The sequence below is a fragment of the Vibrio sp. R10-SG-ISO4 genome, assembly GCF_059834135.1.
On the sequence record NZ_JCBDHJ010000016.1, the window covers coordinates 120,959 to 138,834 of the forward strand.

General features: G+C 51.3%; 15 protein-coding genes and 2 tRNA genes. 15 read left to right on the plus strand and 2 right to left on the minus strand.

All coding sequences use genetic code 11. The features are described from left to right. Positions 1–53 precede the first annotated feature (53 nt). From AC6R03_RS10080 to AC6R03_RS10150, 15 genes are all read left to right on the plus strand, one after another. Positions 54–401 carry an Hpt domain-containing protein gene (locus tag AC6R03_RS10080; RefSeq protein WP_500631110.1) on the plus strand — a complete coding sequence of 116 codons (348 nt, stop codon included), beginning with the start codon at positions 54–56 and terminating at the stop codon, positions 399–401. Between the two features lie 68 nt (positions 402–469). Beyond that, positions 470–1,948, plus strand: a complete 1,479-nt coding sequence (locus AC6R03_RS10085; protein ID WP_500629798.1) for a sigma-54-dependent transcriptional regulator — start codon at positions 470–472, stop codon at positions 1,946–1,948. Continuing rightward, complete coding sequence (locus tag AC6R03_RS10090) at positions 1,923–2,987, plus strand: glycosyltransferase family 4 protein (RefSeq protein WP_500629797.1); 1,065 nt, start codon at positions 1,923–1,925, stop codon at positions 2,985–2,987. The genes AC6R03_RS10085 and AC6R03_RS10090 overlap by 26 nt, the downstream gene beginning before the upstream one ends. Before the next feature lie 115 nt (positions 2,988–3,102). Then, a complete protein-coding gene (locus AC6R03_RS10095) occupies positions 3,103–4,308 on the plus strand; it encodes a glycosyltransferase family 4 protein (RefSeq protein WP_500631111.1) in 1,206 nt (401 codons plus the stop codon). After that, the gene (locus tag AC6R03_RS10100; RefSeq protein ID WP_500631112.1) at positions 4,301–5,455 is read left to right on the plus strand and encodes a glycosyltransferase family 4 protein; all 1,155 of its coding nucleotides are present in this window, start codon (positions 4,301–4,303) and stop codon (positions 5,453–5,455) included. Before AC6R03_RS10095 ends, AC6R03_RS10100 begins: the two co-directional genes overlap by 8 nt. Before the next feature lie 59 nt (positions 5,456–5,514). Then, positions 5,515–6,954, plus strand: a complete 1,440-nt coding sequence (locus tag AC6R03_RS10105; protein WP_500631113.1) for a lipopolysaccharide biosynthesis protein — start codon at positions 5,515–5,517, stop codon at positions 6,952–6,954. Positions 6,955–7,031: 77 nt separating this feature from the next. Then, entirely contained in the window at positions 7,032–8,414 is a 1,383-nt protein-coding gene (locus AC6R03_RS10110; protein ID WP_500631114.1) for an O-antigen ligase family protein, read from the plus strand. An 84-nt stretch (positions 8,415–8,498) separates the two neighbouring features. After that, positions 8,499–9,257, plus strand: a complete 759-nt coding sequence (locus AC6R03_RS10115) for an acyltransferase (protein ID WP_500631115.1) — start codon at positions 8,499–8,501, stop codon at positions 9,255–9,257. A gap of 3 nt (positions 9,258–9,260) precedes the next feature. Next, positions 9,261–10,376 carry a glycosyltransferase gene (locus AC6R03_RS10120; protein ID WP_500631116.1) on the plus strand — a complete coding sequence of 372 codons (1,116 nt, stop codon included), beginning with the start codon at positions 9,261–9,263 and terminating at the stop codon, positions 10,374–10,376. Beyond that, positions 10,373–11,839 carry a GumC family protein gene (locus AC6R03_RS10125; protein ID WP_500631117.1) on the plus strand — a complete coding sequence of 489 codons (1,467 nt, stop codon included), beginning with the start codon at positions 10,373–10,375 and terminating at the stop codon, positions 11,837–11,839. Before AC6R03_RS10120 ends, AC6R03_RS10125 begins: the two co-directional genes overlap by 4 nt. A gap of 101 nt (positions 11,840–11,940) precedes the next feature. After that, positions 11,941–13,032: a glycosyltransferase gene (locus AC6R03_RS10130; protein ID WP_500631118.1), complete on the plus strand. Its 1,092-nt coding sequence runs from the start codon at positions 11,941–11,943 to the stop codon at positions 13,030–13,032. Beyond that, on the plus strand, positions 13,029–14,216 hold the full coding sequence (locus AC6R03_RS10135; RefSeq protein WP_500631119.1) for a glycosyltransferase family 2 protein: 1,188 nt from the start codon (positions 13,029–13,031) through the stop codon (positions 14,214–14,216). The genes AC6R03_RS10130 and AC6R03_RS10135 overlap by 4 nt, the downstream gene beginning before the upstream one ends. Before the next feature lie 12 nt (positions 14,217–14,228). Continuing rightward, positions 14,229–14,858, plus strand: coding sequence for a sugar transferase (locus AC6R03_RS10140; protein ID WP_500631120.1), 630 nt, complete (start codon positions 14,229–14,231; stop codon positions 14,856–14,858). A gap of 146 nt (positions 14,859–15,004) precedes the next feature. Then, a tRNA-Val gene (locus tag AC6R03_RS10145) sits at positions 15,005–15,081 on the plus strand. A 36-nt stretch (positions 15,082–15,117) separates the two neighbouring features. Then, a tRNA-Val gene (locus tag AC6R03_RS10150) sits at positions 15,118–15,194 on the plus strand. 389 nt (positions 15,195–15,583) lie between these two features. Here AC6R03_RS10150 and eat read toward each other — a convergent pair. Further along, positions 15,584–16,984: an ethanolamine permease gene (gene eat, locus AC6R03_RS10155; protein ID WP_500631121.1), complete on the minus strand. Its 1,401-nt coding sequence runs from the start codon at positions 16,982–16,984 to the stop codon at positions 15,584–15,586. Between the two features lie 11 nt (positions 16,985–16,995). Beyond that, positions 16,996–17,874 carry an ethanolamine ammonia-lyase subunit EutC gene (eutC, locus tag AC6R03_RS10160; protein WP_500627687.1) on the minus strand — a complete coding sequence of 293 codons (879 nt, stop codon included), beginning with the start codon at positions 17,872–17,874 and terminating at the stop codon, positions 16,996–16,998. Positions 17,875–17,876: the final 2 nt, after the last annotated feature.

Consider the following 17,876-nt stretch of genomic DNA (forward strand, 5'->3'; position numbering starts at 1 on the left):
CGGAATATTTTCGACTATTCTTAATGTATATCAGCCGTTTAGAAGGAAGCGATGTGAGTTTAATCGATGAGAGTATCATTAAGCAGATGATCCAAGATACCAGTGCAGAAGTGGTGCCGATGCTGATCGACCACTTTGTTGAAGAGACCCAATCACGCATTCAGCGCATCATGCAAGCGGCCAGCGACAACGACAAAACTGTACTTGAATTTGAAAGTCATACTCTGGGCAGCGCCTCGTTAGCGCTCGGCTGTCGGCGTCTCTCCAACCTTGCACGAAAAATTGAGCACCTCTGTCTTGATGATAAAGCCGCACCCGCGTTCGCGCTGTGTCCTGAGCTCAACCAGCTGACACAAGAATCGATCCAAGCCCTACAAGAACGACAACAACAGGGCTTTTGAGTGCTCGCTTCACACCAAGCGCTCAATAACTCGCATTCAACACCAAGGACTTAAGCAAGGAATCAATCATGCGATCTAAAGTACTTCTTATCGAGGATTCAACGTCCCTAGCGATTTTGTATAAGGAATACGTCAAACATGAAGACTTCGATATGTTTCATGTTGAGACCGGGCGGGACGCAATGGCGTTTATTGAGCGCCACGCGCCTAATCTGGTGATTCTCGATCTCAAATTGCCCGATATGGATGGTGAAGACATTTTAGATTGGATCAATGAAAAGCAGATCCCAACATCGGTAGTGGTGGCCACCGCGCATGGCTCCGTCAATCTTGCGGTGAGCCTAGTGCAAAAAGGCGCGAAAGACTTTTTAGAGAAACCGATCAATGCAGACCGACTGATCACTTCCATCAATCTGCATATCAAGCAAGCCAAGCTTGAGCACCTTGTTGAAGACATTGAAGCCAAGTTCGACCGACCTCAATTTCATGGTTTTATTGGATCTAGCTTGCCGATGCAAGGCGTCTATAAAATCATTGATTCAGTCGCCCCCACCAGCGCGAGCGTGTTCATCGTCGGTGAAAGTGGTACGGGTAAAGAAGTGTGCGCTGAAGCCATTCACAATGAAAGCAAACGACGCGATAACGCCTTTATTGCCATTAACTGCGGCGCAATACCTAAGGATCTGATGGAAAGCGAGATTTTTGGCCATGTCAAAGGCGCCTTTACTGGCGCGACGGCGGATCGCAAAGGCGCTGCGTCAATGGCCCACGGCGGCACCCTATTTCTGGATGAGCTGTGTGAAATGGAGCTGGAAATGCAAAAGAAACTGCTGCGTTTTCTGCAAACGGGCACCTTTACGCCCCTCGGCGGTAGCAAAGAGATGAAGGTGGATGTGCGCATCATCTGCGCGACTAACCGTGATCCTCTCAAAGAGGTTGAAGAAGGCCGCTTTCGAGAAGACCTTTACTACCGTGTCCATGTCGTGCCGATTGAAATGCCGCCGCTGCGCGAACGAGGCAACGATATTGTCACGCTCGCCAAACATTTTCTCACCCTCTATGCCAAAGAAGACGGCAAAAAATTCACCTCTATTCGCCGAGAAGCCGAAACGGCGCTCAAGCGCTACGCGTGGCCGGGCAATGTGCGTCAATTGCAAAACATCATGCGTAACATTGTCGTGCTCAATGACGATACCCAATTGCAATACGATCATTTGCCAGAGCAAATTACCCGCGGTAAAACCGCCGCACGAGTTGCCACGCCCGTGCATGTCTCTAGCCCTGCCGCCACGCAAACTGTGCCGCCCTCACCTCAGCCAGAACTCGGCGTCGCCGCACAAAGCGCTGACGAGCCTATCACTCATGTTGAAGATAAACCAATCTCCATCCGGCCCATGTGGCAAATCGAGCGAGAAGCCATTCAGCAAGCGATTGAGTATTGTGATGGCAACGTGCTCAATGCCGCTGTTTTGTTGGAGTTGAGCCCTTCGACCGTCTATCGCAAAAAGCAGGCATGGGAAAATGATGAGCAGCAAGAGCTCACCTAAAACCGTCTGGTTGATGATCGATTCACTCACCTACGGCGGCATCGAAACCCATGTCTTGCAGCTGGCGACCGGACTTATCCGCAATCACGTACCGGTTCGCGTGTTCTTGGTCAGACGCTATGGTTCAGCCAGCCCACTCGAACAAAAACTTCGTGATATAGGTGTCGACGTCGACTGTCTCTCAGACAGCGGTCAGTCGCCCCTGTTTGCCTTAATTGAAAGAGTAAAACAGAACGCACCGCAGTGCGTGCATTGCCACGGCTACAAAGCAAGTTTAATGGGGAAAGTGGCGAGGTTAATCACGGGCGTGCGTCAACTCTCCACCTACCATGCTGGCGAAGTGCCCAGTGGTAAAGTGTGGCTCTACGATGCTCTAGACCGCTACAGCGCGTTTATGTCTCACCACACACTCTGTGTCAGCGATGCAATTCGCGCTCGCATCCCGTTTCGTTCTAAGTTACAAAACAACTTTATCGACACGCAAGGTATTGCGGCTTCAGTCGGTCATCAAATCGCCTATGTCGGTCGGCTCAGTTTTGAAAAAGCGCCAGATCGCTTCGTCGGCCTTGCCAAAGCACTTCCTAATCACCATTTTGATGTTTACGGTACTGGGCCAGAAGAGGCCAAAAGCCAGCAGCCGCGACTCGCTAACCTTACCTTTCATGGTCATCAAGCTGAGATGAATAGAATCTGGCCCGACATCGGCGTATTGGTCATTCCTTCGCGCTTTGAAGGATTGCCCATGACAGCGCTGGAAGCGATGGCACGGGGAATCATCGTCATCGCAATGGATGTCGGTAATTTGAGCCGACTGATTAAACACGGTAAAAATGGCTTTCTCGTTAGTGATCCTGCCCAATTACCCGATACGCTGTGCCAAGTGCTGGCACTTGATAACGCGCAAGAGCAGGCTCTGCGTCACAGCGCCGTAGAGACAGTTCGTCGCCACTACTCCCTGCGCGCGGCATTGCCGACGCTACTCAAACTCTACTATGGACCTCACTACCAAAGTGATTGTCAATTTGAGAATTTAAACTGAACCTCACCCTACGCAGATAAATAGCCAATAAATTCAATTATTTACACACAAAGCACAGTTGGCACCCTCCTTGCTCTATGGTTGTTATGCTCATTAACCGCTAAGGAGAAGCCCCATGGCCAAGCGTATTCTTTTTGTTCATTACGGCAGTGATTGGATTCGTGGCAGCGAAAAGTGTTTGCTCGACCAAATCAAATACGTCGCGCGCCTCGGCTATTACCCAATGGTGTGGACCAATAACCCTTCGCTGGCAAAACAAGTCGAGCTGATGAGTCTACGCTGTCAGTTGGATGAGTTCCCGCTGCTACTCGGTTGGAGTAAGCCGCGCTTGGATCTCTCAGCGTGGTCAGGATTGGTCAAAAAGGCCACCGTCATGCTGCACAAGTTGAATGTTGACCTTATTCACGTCAACAGTGGCGCGCCCTGTCAGTGGATGATTCCCGCTTCCCGCGCGACGGGTACGCCATTGGTCACGCAGCTTCACTGCCCCTACACGGCGCGCGATCGCATGACGCTGGCCATTCACCTTTCGCCGCATGTGATTACCGTCAGCCGATACGTGGCGCGCACGCTCTTACGTGATGGCTTTGATAAACGCAGGCTCTCCGTTATCCACAACGGTATTGATGTCACCGCACTTGAAACCCAGCCAGAAGTCAATGTACGTGAAGAGCTTCGCCTCGCGGCTGACGATTTTCTTTTTGCCACTGTCGGTTCACTCATTCACCGTAAGGGCATTGATCGCATCATTACCTCCCTTCGCCATGTGGTGCTTGAGTATCCAAATACGAAGCTGGTTGTGATTGGTGATGGCCCACAACGCGATCACTTAGAGCAGCAGTGTGACTATCTGCACCTACAAGATCATGTACATTTTGTGGGCGAGCAGAGCCATGTCGTGGGCTGGTTGAAAGGGTGTAACGCCTTTATCAGCGGCGCTCGAAGTGAGGCGTTTGGACTTGTGGTCGCTGAAGCCGCCATTGCACAGATCCCCGTCGTAGCGCCTTATGAAGGCGGCATTCCTGAGTTTGTTCAGCATGGTAAAACCGGCGTCCTCTACGTGAATCAAGGCTACGGCCCGATGGCGAATGCGATGCGCAATGTGATCAACAGTGAAGCACTGCGTGACAGCTTAGTGGCAAACGCCTATCAGCACATCACTGAGCATTATGACACCTCGGTAGCGTGCGCCAATATTGAGCGCGTATATCGCAAGCTGATCAAGCAAAAGCAGCCGAAGAAAGTGGGTGTGCTTCGCACTCTACTGCCCATCAAAACCGCCATCAGCAACCGACTCAGCTTTGGAGGTCAACATGGCTAAATCACCCCGCTCATCAGCCCTCGTGTTTGATCCGATTCCCTTTAAGGGCGGATCCAAAATTGCCACCGCCGTCGCCCTTGGCACCTGTAAAGTCAATGCAAAGCGCTTTGTTATCGCCACCGTGGACCCAACGTTTTGGCGCAATTCGGATTTTTATCGTACCCACGACGTGCAAGTGGTGCGTCTCTGGATCCCCGGTTCACTGCTCAAGCAGCACAACGGTGCGCGCTACTGGTTGTGTCAGCTTTGGTTTATGCTTGCCTTGGCGATGATTTGCGTGACCACTCGTCAGCTCAAGCAGGTGGTCGGCGCGTCTGGTCCTGGGCTGGATATGCCGCTTTATTTGCTCAAGCCCTGTTTTCGTTTTGAGGTGATTCAGTTTATCCACGGCAATGTCGGGCTGTCACGCTCGATTGGGTACTGCTTAACCCAAGCCGATTCGGTGCACTATTTGCCCTCGACCAAAGCCAGCCTTAACCAAGCGTTAAGCTGCTATTTGCAAAGCGCGCTCGGTCAGCAAGAGGTTAACGCACTGAGTGAGTGTTACCTTAGCGGCGAGCGCTATGTCGAATTTGTTAATGGCTTGCAAGAGTCTCACTGGCCAAGCGCTTGTCAGCACAAGACACCTGTATGTTTTTGGGCGGCATCACTGCTTAAATGGAAGGGTTTGGATCTGTTTGTGCAAGCGCTCAAAACCGCACATCAGCGCACCCGCTTTGCAACCCACATCTGCTATTTGATTCCGACATCGACCACACTGCCAGTTTCGCGCGCACCGGTATTATTGAAATACACCGAATGGCACCATGATCCAGACAACCTCGACACCCTGCGCCGTGAGAGCAACATCTTTGTCTCGACCAGTGTCAATGAGCCTTTCGGTCTCTCGATTCTTGAAGCGCTCGCCGCAGGGATGTGCGTCATCCTCCCTCAAGATGGATCTTACTGGGATCAAGTGCTGACCGACGGCGAGCACTGCATCAAATATCCAGCGGGCGACACTGAGGCGCTCACCCACGCCATCGAGCAAGCCGTAACGAAAAAGGCACTCTTTTCTACATGTTGTGAAGGCGCGCAGCGCATCGCCAAACGCTATACCGCAACACAGTGCTATCAAGCCTTCGCGAACACGCTCAGCGCTGCGTAACCCCTAATATCAAACGTAAACAATGAAATAATCAATGCGACAACACAGAGGATGTCACTATGGCCAAGCAGAATCCGATAGCACAGATGGCACTTTATGCCCTCAGCCTTATCGCAATGAAAGGTTCAGCGCTGATCGCCCTGCCGTTTGTCGCCCGATACCTCAGCCCTAATGCGCTTGGTCAGTTAGAACTGATTGGTTCGGTGACCATGTTTCTAAGCCTAGTCGTCGGCTTAGCCATGCATGAAAACCTCTACCGATTTATTGCTGTTGAAGAGGCGCACAAAACTCGCAAACGTCTCGCTAGCAAACTCTACAGCGTGACTATTCTGATTTCTCTGCTTCTCAGTGCCTTTGCGGGTGTGACGCTATTTGCCTTGTCACCCAGCGATTTATCTGCACAGCACATTGCTCTCATCGCCTTAGCTGTGAGCTACGAAGCGCCGCTGGCCATCTGTTTAGCTTGGCTGCGTTTGAACGATCAAGCGAGTCTGTTCGTCAAACTGACCCTTGCCACTGTGGCCCTTCAGCTTGGCGGGCTATTTACGTTGCTGCAATTTACCACCAGTATCACCGCTATTGTGGCCTGGAATGTAACCTGCACATTGGGCCAATTCCTTTTTCTTCATCTATCGCTGCGCTTTCGTTTATCGCTGCCAAGCAGAGCGACACTACTGCGCTACCTGCGCTATTCAACGCCCATCATGCTGTCTGCGATGGTGGCGTTTGGTATGAGTGGTGCTGAGCGCTGGTTTATCGCGGCGGGCAATAATCTCGATCAGCTTGGTCTTTATGCGGTTGCCGCTAAATTTGCGCTGGCGGTGGGCATTTTGATTCAACCGTTTCATATGATGTGGATGCCCAAACGCTTTGCGCATCTGGAAAAAGGTCAACAAGGCTACGTGGTGCGCATGACTCAGCTTGGCGTGCTGTGCCTCACCCTAATCGCGGTGTGCGTTGGCGTGTTTGCCCAGCTCTTTATCAATGTGGCGATGCCCGCTAGCTACCAGGATGCGGCATTACTGTTGCCTTTGGCAATCATCATCATGGTATTAAAAGAGCTTACCGAACTCACCAACATCGGGCTACTGGCGGCAAAGCAATCTCGATGGTTGCTGCTTTCGAACGTGATCTCGACAACAGCCGCCTTATTGCTCTGCGTGTGGTTTTACGAGATGGGCGCAGGCGCGATTCTTATCTGCCTCGGCTTTGGTCAAGCTGTGCGCTTTGTGCTTGTACTCACGCTAAGTCAGCGTCATCACCCACTGCCGTTTCACCTCGCTTGGCTAATCCAAGTCATCATACTGAGCGCGGTGACGGTATTGACGCCTCTTTGGCTCGAAGATCAAGGGCTGTATATGGCGATCAGCGCGTTGAGCGTAGTCGGCCTTGTCGCTTTGTCTCTCTTCGCCAAACTGTTCTCTTTAGAGGACTTAGTGGCGCAAAAAGTGCTGATTTCCAAGCTAAGCACTATGCTTAAACGAAGCCCAGCGCATTAACTATGCGGCAGGCCGCGCTGACAATATGCCAATGTCTCTAACCCATTTCACCTCACTGATAGCATGGGAGCCAAACGATGGTGATTGCAAGTAAATGGATGACACTCAGCGCCATGACGGTGCTCTGCCTGACGCTGTTTGCATTGTGGCAATTTCTCCCTCACCCAGCCGTGATCGTGGTGCTGTGCTTTTTGCCGTTTGCGCTGCTGTTTGTGCTGCGATTTTCCTTCTGGTTGGTGATGTTTTTTGTTCTGTTCTCGTTTTTTCGCATCCATGAAGCGCTTCCTGCCCTCTACTCACTGAAAATCCCGTTGTTGCTCTCCCTTGGCGCGCTATCGGCACTGCTTTGGCATGCCATCATTACCCGTAAATTAGAGATGTATTGGCACCCTGCCTTCACTTGGCTGAGCGTGTTCTGGGCGTTGGTTGTTTTTGGCGCGGTGACCTCATCGAACCCGGGAATTGCAATTGAATACATCAAAAACATCTATTGGAAGATCATTATTATGACGTTCGCCGTCGCGTGGTTGCTCGACAATGAAGAGGCGGTAAAACACTTTTCAATTTGGATTGTTATTGCAGGAACCCTGATTGCTATCGTGGCGATTTCCAATTCACTGTCAGGGGTTGGATTGGTAGAGGGGACGCGGGTCACCATAGGTCGCCATTTGGGGTCGGTACTTGGCGATCCGAACGATCTTTCACTGGTGTTGATGTTCCCGCTGGCGTTCGCCATCAGTTTAGCCACCGCCAAAGAGATTGGCCCGCTGCGCTATCTCGCCTTTGGGGCGATGCTGCTTACCATGTGGGCGGTGATCGCCACACAGAGTCGCGGCGGCCTGCTTGGGTCATTGGCGGTATTTGGCATCTTCGGTCTAAAAATGATTCGCTCCAAAACTTTACTGATCACGCTGGGCGTAGTCGCCATGTTAGTGCTGTTTGCGTTGGCGGGTGTGTCAGATCGTCAATCGGGCGGCGCGGCAGAGGAAGGCATCGACGCCTCCGCCATGGGCCGGCTCTACGCGTGGGAAGCAGCGTTTAAAATGGCGCTGGACAACCCGCTGACGGGCGTGGGTTTAAACAACTTTTTCCCCAATTACTTTTTCTACAGCTCGCATTGGGATGGAGTCAATCACGCGGTGCACAGCACTTGGTTTGGCGTGCTGGCTGAAACCGGGTTTCTTGGCTTGATTGTCTTTTGCGGCATTATCGTCAAATTGATTCTCACCAGTCGCAGCGCACTCGCCATTTTAGATAAGCCAGAGTGCGACTGTTCCACCTATTTACGTGCAACGACCTTCGCCACCTATGCCGGTCTGGTGGGCACCATTGTCTCGGGTACCTTCCTTACCCAAGGCTTCACTTGGCCGCTGTATATCCTCGCCTCAATATGCATTGCCACCGCCAAATTGAGTCAAAACTATTCTCAAATTGAGAATACCGCCAAAGAACAAACGTAAGTCACTGAAATTTAGGTTTTTATATTTTGGCACACTCTGTGAAGTGTTCAGGGGTACACACTCATAACACCTTCAGAGGCAACTATGTTGGCGACCCATTTAAACACCTTCAAACTGTGGCTACGCGATGGCGATAGCCCCTCGAAACAACGTACTTTCCAAACGCTTAAAGCGATTCGTGCTTGTGACCTTCCCTTTCCCACTGCACTGTGCCGTTTGATGTACCACGCTCATCGCACTGTCTCACTCACAGTGCAAACACTGCTGCGCGTTCTTTGGCACACACCGATTTTTAAAGGCCGGGTGAACCAATGCGGTAAACGCTTGTATTTGTACGGAGGCGTTCCTTATGTGTCAGGCGCGCTAGAGATACATATCGCCGATGACGCGCGCATCAGCGGCCACACCACCTTTTCTGCCCGCCCTCAATCTCAACGCCCCACACTGGTGGTGGGCAGTAACACCGACATCGGCTGGCAAACCACCATCGCCGTGGGCAGCAGAGTGATCATCGGCGATCACGTTCGCATTGCGGGACGTGCTTTTCTGTTTGGCTATTCGGGCCACTCGTTAGATCCGAAACTTCGCGCGTTAGGCGAAGGGGATTTAGACAAAGACGTCGGCGATATCATCTTAGAACGCGATGTCTGGCTTGGCACCAATGTCACTGTCTGCCCTAGTGTGACGATCGGCCAAGGCACCGTCGTGGCCGCTGGCAGCGTCGTCACCAAGTCACTACCGGCGTTTGTGGTCGCGGCGGGCAACCCTGCCAAAGTGGTCAAATCCTTACCCTTTAGCGACAAATCTTCTAGCGATAAAACCTCTAGCGAAGAGAAGGAGTAACCCATGCGCGATTTGATTGTTTTCGGTGAAGACTTCACAGGCCTGCCTTCGAGCACGCAGCACCTCATTCGCACATTGGCACAAACGCGCCGCGTGTTGTGGGTCAACTCTATTGGCCTGCGCCAACCCAAATGGACTCTGAGCGATCTCAAACGCGCCGGGCAAAAGCTGCTTGGGCGAGGCAAAGGAGGCTATGCCAATCAAACGCGTCAACATCCAAATATTCATGTGATCAATTTACGTACCGTGCCTGCGCCGCGATCTGCTCTTGCAAGACGCGTTGCGCGCGACATGATGATTGCTCAGCTCAAACCGTGGATACAAAAACTCAAGTTACGCTCGCCAATTCTCTGGACCTCTCTGCCTACGGCGGCTGATTTATGCGGCCATCTTGGCGAGTCAGCGGTGGTGTATTATTGCGGCGATGATTTCTCCTCTTTGGCGGGAGTAGATCACACCTGCGTCGCCCAGCACGAAGCGACACTGGTCGATCGTGCGAATTTGATCCTCACCTCCGCCGCTGCCCTACTGACGCGATTTCCCGCCAGTAAAACCCACTACTTACCGCATGGTGTTGACCTCGAACTGTTTGAGTCATTCACCGAGAGAGCCCAGGATCTACCCAATGACGGAAAACCGATCGCTGGTTTTTATGGCAGCCTCTCCAATTGGCTCGATTACCCCTTGATTGACGCCGTCTCTGCGCGTCATCCAGAGTGGCATTTCGTCTTCATCGGACCGCAAGAACTCAGCCATAACCCGCTACCAAAGCGCGATAACGTCCACTATCTCGGCCCCAAAGCGCACCATGAATTGCCGCAATATAGCCAGCACTGGTCGGTTGGATTGCTGCCTTTTGTTCATAATGAACAAATCGCGGCATGTAACCCATTGAAGCTGCGTGAATACCTCGCCGCGGGTAAACCTGTGATCTCAAGTCGTTTTCCTGCCGCCTTGAATTACAAAAATCATCTACATTTAATAGACGGTGTCGAATGTTTTTCTCGCGCGCTCAGAGAGATAGAAACACAACGCACCCACAAGCCAGCGGCTAATCTGCGCGAAGAGAGCTGGCAAGCAAGAGGCAAGGAAGTCGCAACGCTGCTGGAGGCGCTATGAATGAGCTTAAACTGCGGTTAATGCAGATACTAAACGGGGCGTGGCGGCAGCGCTACGTCATCGTTGTGCCTATTCTGATCATGCCGTTTGTTGGGCTAGCAGTCAGCCACCTTGCCCCCGTCAAATACACCTCGCACACCAGTATGCTGATCCAAGAGACCGCCAAAATGAATCCGTTTTTGGAGGATTTAGCCGTCTCGTCGATGATCAAAGAACGACTTACGGCCTTAAGCACCTTGCTTAAAAGCCGCCATGTGTTAACCGCAGTGGCGACCAAGCATCAGTTGATTGACGACAACACCTCACCCCAAGAGGCAGAGTTTATTATCAACAAACTGGCAGAGAGTCTCAGCGTGACGCAGCCTGGCAAAGATTTCTTGCAGATCACCTTTACCGCAAGTTCGCCAAGCGGGATGAAAGAGCTGTTAGAGTCCATCAGCGATCAGTTTATTGAACAGCTGTTGGCACCTGAGCGCTCAAGCATCGAAGATTCAGCCAACTTCCTCGCCATGCACATTGACAAACGTCGCCAAGAACTCGATGACGCCGAACTCAAACTGGCCAAGTTTCGCAACCAATACGCCTCCGTCACCCCTGAAATGCAAAGCCAAGCCCTAGGTAGACTGGCATCGCTCAAGCAAAGTTTGGCAGAAAAACAAGCGGAGCTGTCCGGGGTAAAACGCAGCTTAGGTTCGTTGGATGAGCAGCTGTCAAAAACCAATCCTGTAGTTGGCAAAATTGAGGATCAAATCATAGAGATCCGCAGCGAACTGACACTACTGAAAGCGAAATACACCGATAACCACAGCGCAGTGAAAGGCAAAGAGCGCGAACTGCAGCGCCTTGAAAGCGAGCGCGAGGCGCTCCTGTCGGTCAAACAAAACGCCGTCTCGAGCGATCAATTGTGGGACATCGCCAGCAGTACAGATTTGGATGATATCCGCCGCATGCAGCCCTTATTAGTCACCCAACTGCAAAGCCTGCAAGTGGAACGTGGGCGCTACGAGTCACTCAGTGAAGAAACAAAGAGTCTTGAAGTAATCATTGCCGATCTTGAACAGCAAGCCAATCAATTTGGTGATAACGCGCGTGAGATGTTTCGCCTACAGCGCGATGTCGCCAACAAGCAGCAGCTCTATGACGAGTTATTGCAGCGCTATGAAATGGCGCAGCTCACCGGATCGCTCGGTATGTTTGAGCAAAACAAACGGGTCAAAATCATTGATTTGCCCTACACACCGACCACACCCAATAACCTCCCCACTATCGTATTTATCATCGCAGGGTTATTCGCAGGCATCGGCCTAGGTTGCGGTATTGCGACGTTTATTGAACTGTTTGACACCTCCATTCGCACCCGTCAAGAGATTCAAGCGATCACCGGCAGCCCCGTCATCACCTCTATTCCTAAGATCGCAAACTATAACGAATTTCAAATTGACAATGGCCGTGTGTCAAAATAGGAAAATATTTTAACCTACTGAAATATAAACAAATAAAAGTCGGCACACATACTGCTATTCCATAGTAACCAACACGGAACGATCATCAGTATGAGGTGCCCATGACCACACAACGTAAACTTACCTTTCATGTTGTTCAACATCTCACCCCCGGCGGGATAGAGACATTGGCGATTAACATGGCCAAGCTCGCGTCTCCAGAACGTAAAGTGCTCATCATCAGCCTTGAAGGTCAGCTTCAACAAGCGATTGACGCCTGGCCAGCGCTCGCAGAGATTCAAGACAAACTGCTGTTTCTTGGCAAAGGGCCGGGGGTGGAGTTAAAGACATGGAGCACGCTCTACCGTCTATTTCGAATCATGCAGCCAGATGTGGTGCATACCCATCATATTGGTCCACTGCTTTACGCCAGTGTCGCAGCGCGATTGGCGGGAGTGAAACATCGAATTCATACTGAGCACGACGCATGGCACCTTGAAAACAGCAAGTCACGCTGGGTACAGGGCGCTGCGCTCTCTTTCGCTAAGCCGTGGCTGGTGGCCGATGCGCAGCATGTCAAAGGGGTGATCGACGGCCACTTTGGCTACTCTCGCTCCACCGTGATTCATAACGGGATTGATTGCACCCGCTTTAAACCGGCCGCAAAGCCACTGGCTCGACAAGCGCTCGGTTTACCGACCGATAAAAGGCTCATTGGCTGTGCGGGCCGCTTAGAAAACGTCAAAGGTCACGATGTCGCGATACGTGCACTGGCAACACTGCCAAGCCACTACCATCTCGTCATCGCAGGTAGAGGCAGTGAGCGTGAGTCATTGATTGCGCTCGCCCGCGAGCTAGGCGTCGAGTCTCGGCTCACTCTCCTTGGATTGGTAGAAGATACCGCACACTTTTACCCATGCTTAGACGTGTTTGTTCAACCTTCGCGCTTTGAAGGGTTTCCTCTCGCGACACTGGAAGCGCAAGCGTGTGGCATTGCTACTGTCGCGACCGATGTTGGTGGCACTGCGGACACCTTGTGTCCACAATCTAGCCTGCTAATTGAACCAGACAACGTCACCGCCCTCAGCGAAGCCATTTTGGCGCTAGAGCGCCGAGCACTACCCCACTCACCGCGCCCGTTTGTTGAAAGACAATTTGAGATACGCGAGATGATCAAAGCCTATCAAATGCTTACTAGGGAGGCATGCGCATGAGCGATACGATATTAATGGCGCTATTTGCCCTGTCCGCCAGTTTGGTGATTTACCATCATATTGGCTATCCACTTCTATTGGCGTGGTATGCGAAAAACCATCCCGTCAACGCGCCGCGCCATGCCAATCGTGGTTTTAAAGCGCAGAAAGAGGATGATCAATGTGCTTCCATCACCATTTTGGTTCCCGCTTACAATGAACAAGCTTGGATTGCAGAAAAAATTCGTAACCTAGCCTGTTTAGATTACCCCAAGCACAAATACCAAGTGATGATTCTGTGTGACGGCTGCACTGATGACACCGTGCATATCGCGCAGCAAACGGTGCAAGAGGCCATCTGCGCCGATACCCACTTCGAAATCAAGAATTTTGCCACTAACCGCGGTAAAGTCGCGGTGCTGAATGAGCAGATTCCTTTGGTGACTACGCAACTCACCGCGCTCAGTGATGTCTCAGCCATCATCTCAGTGGATGCGCTGATACTTGCTAATACTCATTTCCAAAACCGTCAGGTTGGCGTGGTCAATGGTCACTACCAGCTGTTTGGCAGCCAGCATCAAGGCGAAAACCGTTATTGGCAGTATCAGACCAAAGTCAAACAGCAAGAGGTCAGCTTAGGTTCGACTTTAGGCGCACATGGCGCGTTTTATCTCTTTCGCACTTCTCTTTTTGATTCTCTCGATGAGAATACCATCAACGACGATTTCATTTTGCCGATGCGCATTGTGAAAAAAGGCTACCAAGCGGTCTATGAGCCTGAGCTCGTCGCGCTCGAACTCGAACCCACTAACCCAGACAGTGATTTCAAACGTCGCCTGCGCATCTCAGCAGGAAACATGCAGCAAGTCATACAGTTAGCGGACATGCTCTTACCCAAATACCGCGGGGTTGCTTTTGCTTTTCTCTCTGGCAAAGGGCTCAGACTCGCCACGCCGTATCTATTGATTGTCTGTTTTGTTACGGCTTTGCTGCTTGCAAGCTACCCGCTGTTTAGTTTGGCACTGTTCGTGCAATGCCTCTTATACACAACCGCTGTGTTGAGTTACTTGTTCCCCATCCTCTTTCGACACAAGGTGTGCAAAGTGATGTTGTATGTGGTGATGGGTCATTACGCAAATTTTGTCGGTGGTCTGCGCTATCTATGTGGCGTCGGCGCCAAAGGTTGGACTGGTCAAAACCAGTAACAGGAGTTCATTATGTCTGCTTACACTACGATTAAACATTCTAAACGCGCGTTCGACGTTACCGTTGCCCTGATTGGCCTGATCTTATCTGCGCCCATTTTTGTGCTGGTCGCCCTCGCTGTCAAGCTCACCTCCCCCGGCCCGGTGCTCTACAAACAGTTGCGAGTAGGTCAATCCAGCCCCGATCGAATGGCGCTGTTCGAAATCATTAAATTTCGTACCATGTATCAAGACGCAGAAAAAGTCAGCGGCGCCGTCTGGGCCACCGACAACGATCCACGCATCACTCCTGTCGGCCGTTTCCTTAGAAAAACCCGCCTTGATGAGATCCCGCAGCTGCTTAATGTCATCAAAGGTGAAATGTCACTGATTGGCCCGCGCCCAGAACGCCCAGTCTTTTATCAAAAATTGGAGACCGCCATTCCCTACTTTGCCGATCGCACCTATGGCGTTATGCCCGGCATCACAGGTCTTGCGCAAGTGAACCAAGGTTACGACTCCTGCATCGACGATGTACGCCGCAAAGTCGGATTCGACCACAGCTACGCACTCTCTTTGTCGTCAGTGAAGTCTTGGTTACTAATGGATATGGCAATCATGACCAAAACCGTGAGCGTAATGTTTAACGGCCGAGGCCGCTAACACGTGACCCAATGCACACTTTACCGCCAACGGCGTCTAAAACGGCGCCAATTCGATTAGATATAAAGCAAACGCACTCAAATCATTGAAATTAGGCTTGCACAGGGAATTAAGACTGGTTAATATTCTCGGCGTTCCAAGGGAATGCGTCCGTAGCTCAGTTGGTTAGAGCACCACCTTGACATGGTGGGGGTCGGTGATTCGAGTTCACTCGGACGCACCATTCCTTTCTGAATCAAGTTCAGTGGAACAAGAATTTGGGTCCGTAGCTCAGTTGGTTAGAGTACTACCTTGACATGGTAGGGGTCGGCGATTCGAGTTCGCCCGGACCCACCAAATTCGTTCTTATAGAACAAGCACAAAGCCCGCATCATGCGGGCTTTGTTGTTTTTAATCACTGTAATTTTGTGTTGATTAAATCCTAAATTCTTACCCTACTCCCGTAATTACTAAGTGCATACACATTCATTTTTTATTCACCTACAACAATCAACTTAATACTCAATAACGCTCGGTGTCCATCTGGTGTCCAAAATGGTGGCTAAGTAAAAATTGTTTGGTGACCAAAACGGAGTCCAAACTGAAAGTTGTAGGACTCAATTTCGGTGTCCATGAAATATAGAAGGCTCCCCCTCGTTGCTGTAGCCAACGCAATAGCCCACATCGCCAGACGTAAAAAAGCCAAGCTAAATCCGCTTGGCTTGCATGGTATCGAAACTGTTTACTCAAGAGGCGGTAGATTCAAGCTCTTGTTCAGCAATCGAGAGCATGGCGAACTCTTCTTCTGCGGTACCCGCCACTAAGTTATTGCGGCTATATAGACCATAGTAAGCACCACCAATCACGAACAAGCCAAGTGTCATCATAAAGGCCGAGGGATCAAACGCGTACACCCCTGTCATAGCAATCAGCGATAACACCAAACAGATCGCCGATGTGACCACACCGCCCGGTGTTTTGTATGGTCTTGGCAATTCGGGCTGTTTGACTCTAAGCAGAATATGACTCAGTGCCATCAACGCATAGGACACGGTCGCACCCACTACCGCCATGGCGAGGATCAAATCGCCCTCTCCGGTTAATGACACCACAAAACCAAAGATACCAGGGAAGATTAACGCGCGAGAAGGGACTTTATTTTTGCTCGTCAGTGACAAGCTCTTCGGTAAATAACCGGCTCTGGACAAAGCAAACACCAGACGACTGTATCCATAAATGATCGAAAAGAAAGACGCGACCAAACCGGCAAGCCCTAAGACGTTGACAATAGTGGCTATCGTCGGATTACCTGTCAGTTTAAGTGCATCTACCAGCGGAACTGCACTGCTACCAATCACGTTTGAGCCTACTGCGCCCGCCAGCAAAAGCACAACTAACGCCGCAGTAAACAGCAGAAATAACATCGCACCTATGATGCCTTTAGGTACATCTTTCGCGGGATCTTTAGCTTCTTCAGCAGCCAGTGGCACCCCTTCTACTGCCAGAAACAGCCACATCGCAAATGGCAACGCGGCCCAAACACCATACCACCCATAAGGCAGTGCCTCTGTTGCTTGCGCGCTCGCAGGCGCAATATCGAATAGATTGCTGGCGTCAAAATGGCCAATAAGCACCGCGGCGGTCAACAGGATGGCGAACACAGCAAGACCGCTGATCACCATCATCACTTTGAGCGCTTCCCCAACACCCGCTAGGTGCACAGCGATAAACGCCGCATAAAAGAGTGCATAGACCCAAGGCCCATCAATCCCGATCAGCTCATTGACGGCAGACCCAATGAAAATAACAATGGCTGCTGGTGCCAACGCGTACTCAATCAAGACGGCAAGCCCGGTGATAAACCCACCTGTTGGGCCCATGGCTTGTCGTGCAAAACTGTAGCCACCGCCTGCGGCTGGAATCGCGGCAGACATTTCCGCTAAAGAGAGAACCAAGGTTAAATACATGACTGCCATCGCGACGGCGGCAATCAGAAATCCGCCCCAACCCGCTTGGGCAATACCAAAGTTCCACCCTGCGAAATCTCCCGAGATCACATACGAGACCCCTAGTCCTGCTAATAGCACCCAACCGGCAGTGCCTCGTTTCAGTTGCCGTTTGGCAAGGTATTCTTGATGTTTAGACATAGTGATTCCCTTTACTGTTTTGAAATTAGAAAGTTTGATTGGTGTTGCTCGCCGAGCGTCAGGCCATCTTGCTGCTCATCCATACTGGATCGATCTTTGAGATTAACGCCTGTCAGCTTGAGCGAACGCGCTTCTTCAAGAAGATAACTGGCGCGAAAAGCAGCGTCGGAATAGTTCAAACCTTGCGGTCGAATGTTAGAGATGCAGTTTCGCTCAGAGTCTTTACTGCCTCGCTTGGCGCCCCAGGTGAGGTACATCCCCATGCTATCTGGCGAAGTGAGCCCTGGGCGCTCACCAATCAGAACGACAACCATATTGGCATTGAGGCACTGGGCTACATCGTCACCGACTGCCACTCTTCCCTGCTCAACAATCGTGATGGGGGCGATGCGCCAAGGCGCGTTGTGTTGGCTGGTGAGTCTCACAAGCAGAGCCTCCAGCAGTGGCACTGCATGTCGCTGAATCGCTACCGATGAAAGGCCATCGGCCACAACGAAGGCCAAGTCATAAGCGTGTTGGTCATGTCGATGCTGCGCGATCACCTCCATGCTCTCTTTGCTCAGTTCACGGCCAAAGTCGGGCCTTTGCAAATATTCGAAGCGGTCGTTGGCTTTTGATTTCGCCACAATGGGCTCGCGTCCTATCTGGGAAGTCATTACGCTTGATTGAGTAATGTCCTGCGCCAGTTTGTTAATGTCGAGCGCGCAATGCACCGCATCCATCGCCTTGGCATGGTCAAAACTAAACGACAGCCATTCGTTGGTCGGCACACTACTCCCGCAGCGGCCGAGTGCAATGCGTGCGGAGGTGAAATCTTTCAGTTTCTGCCACGGATTCTCGACCACACTTTCTCGAGCAGGATGAGACTCAAATCTGATCACTTTACCCATCA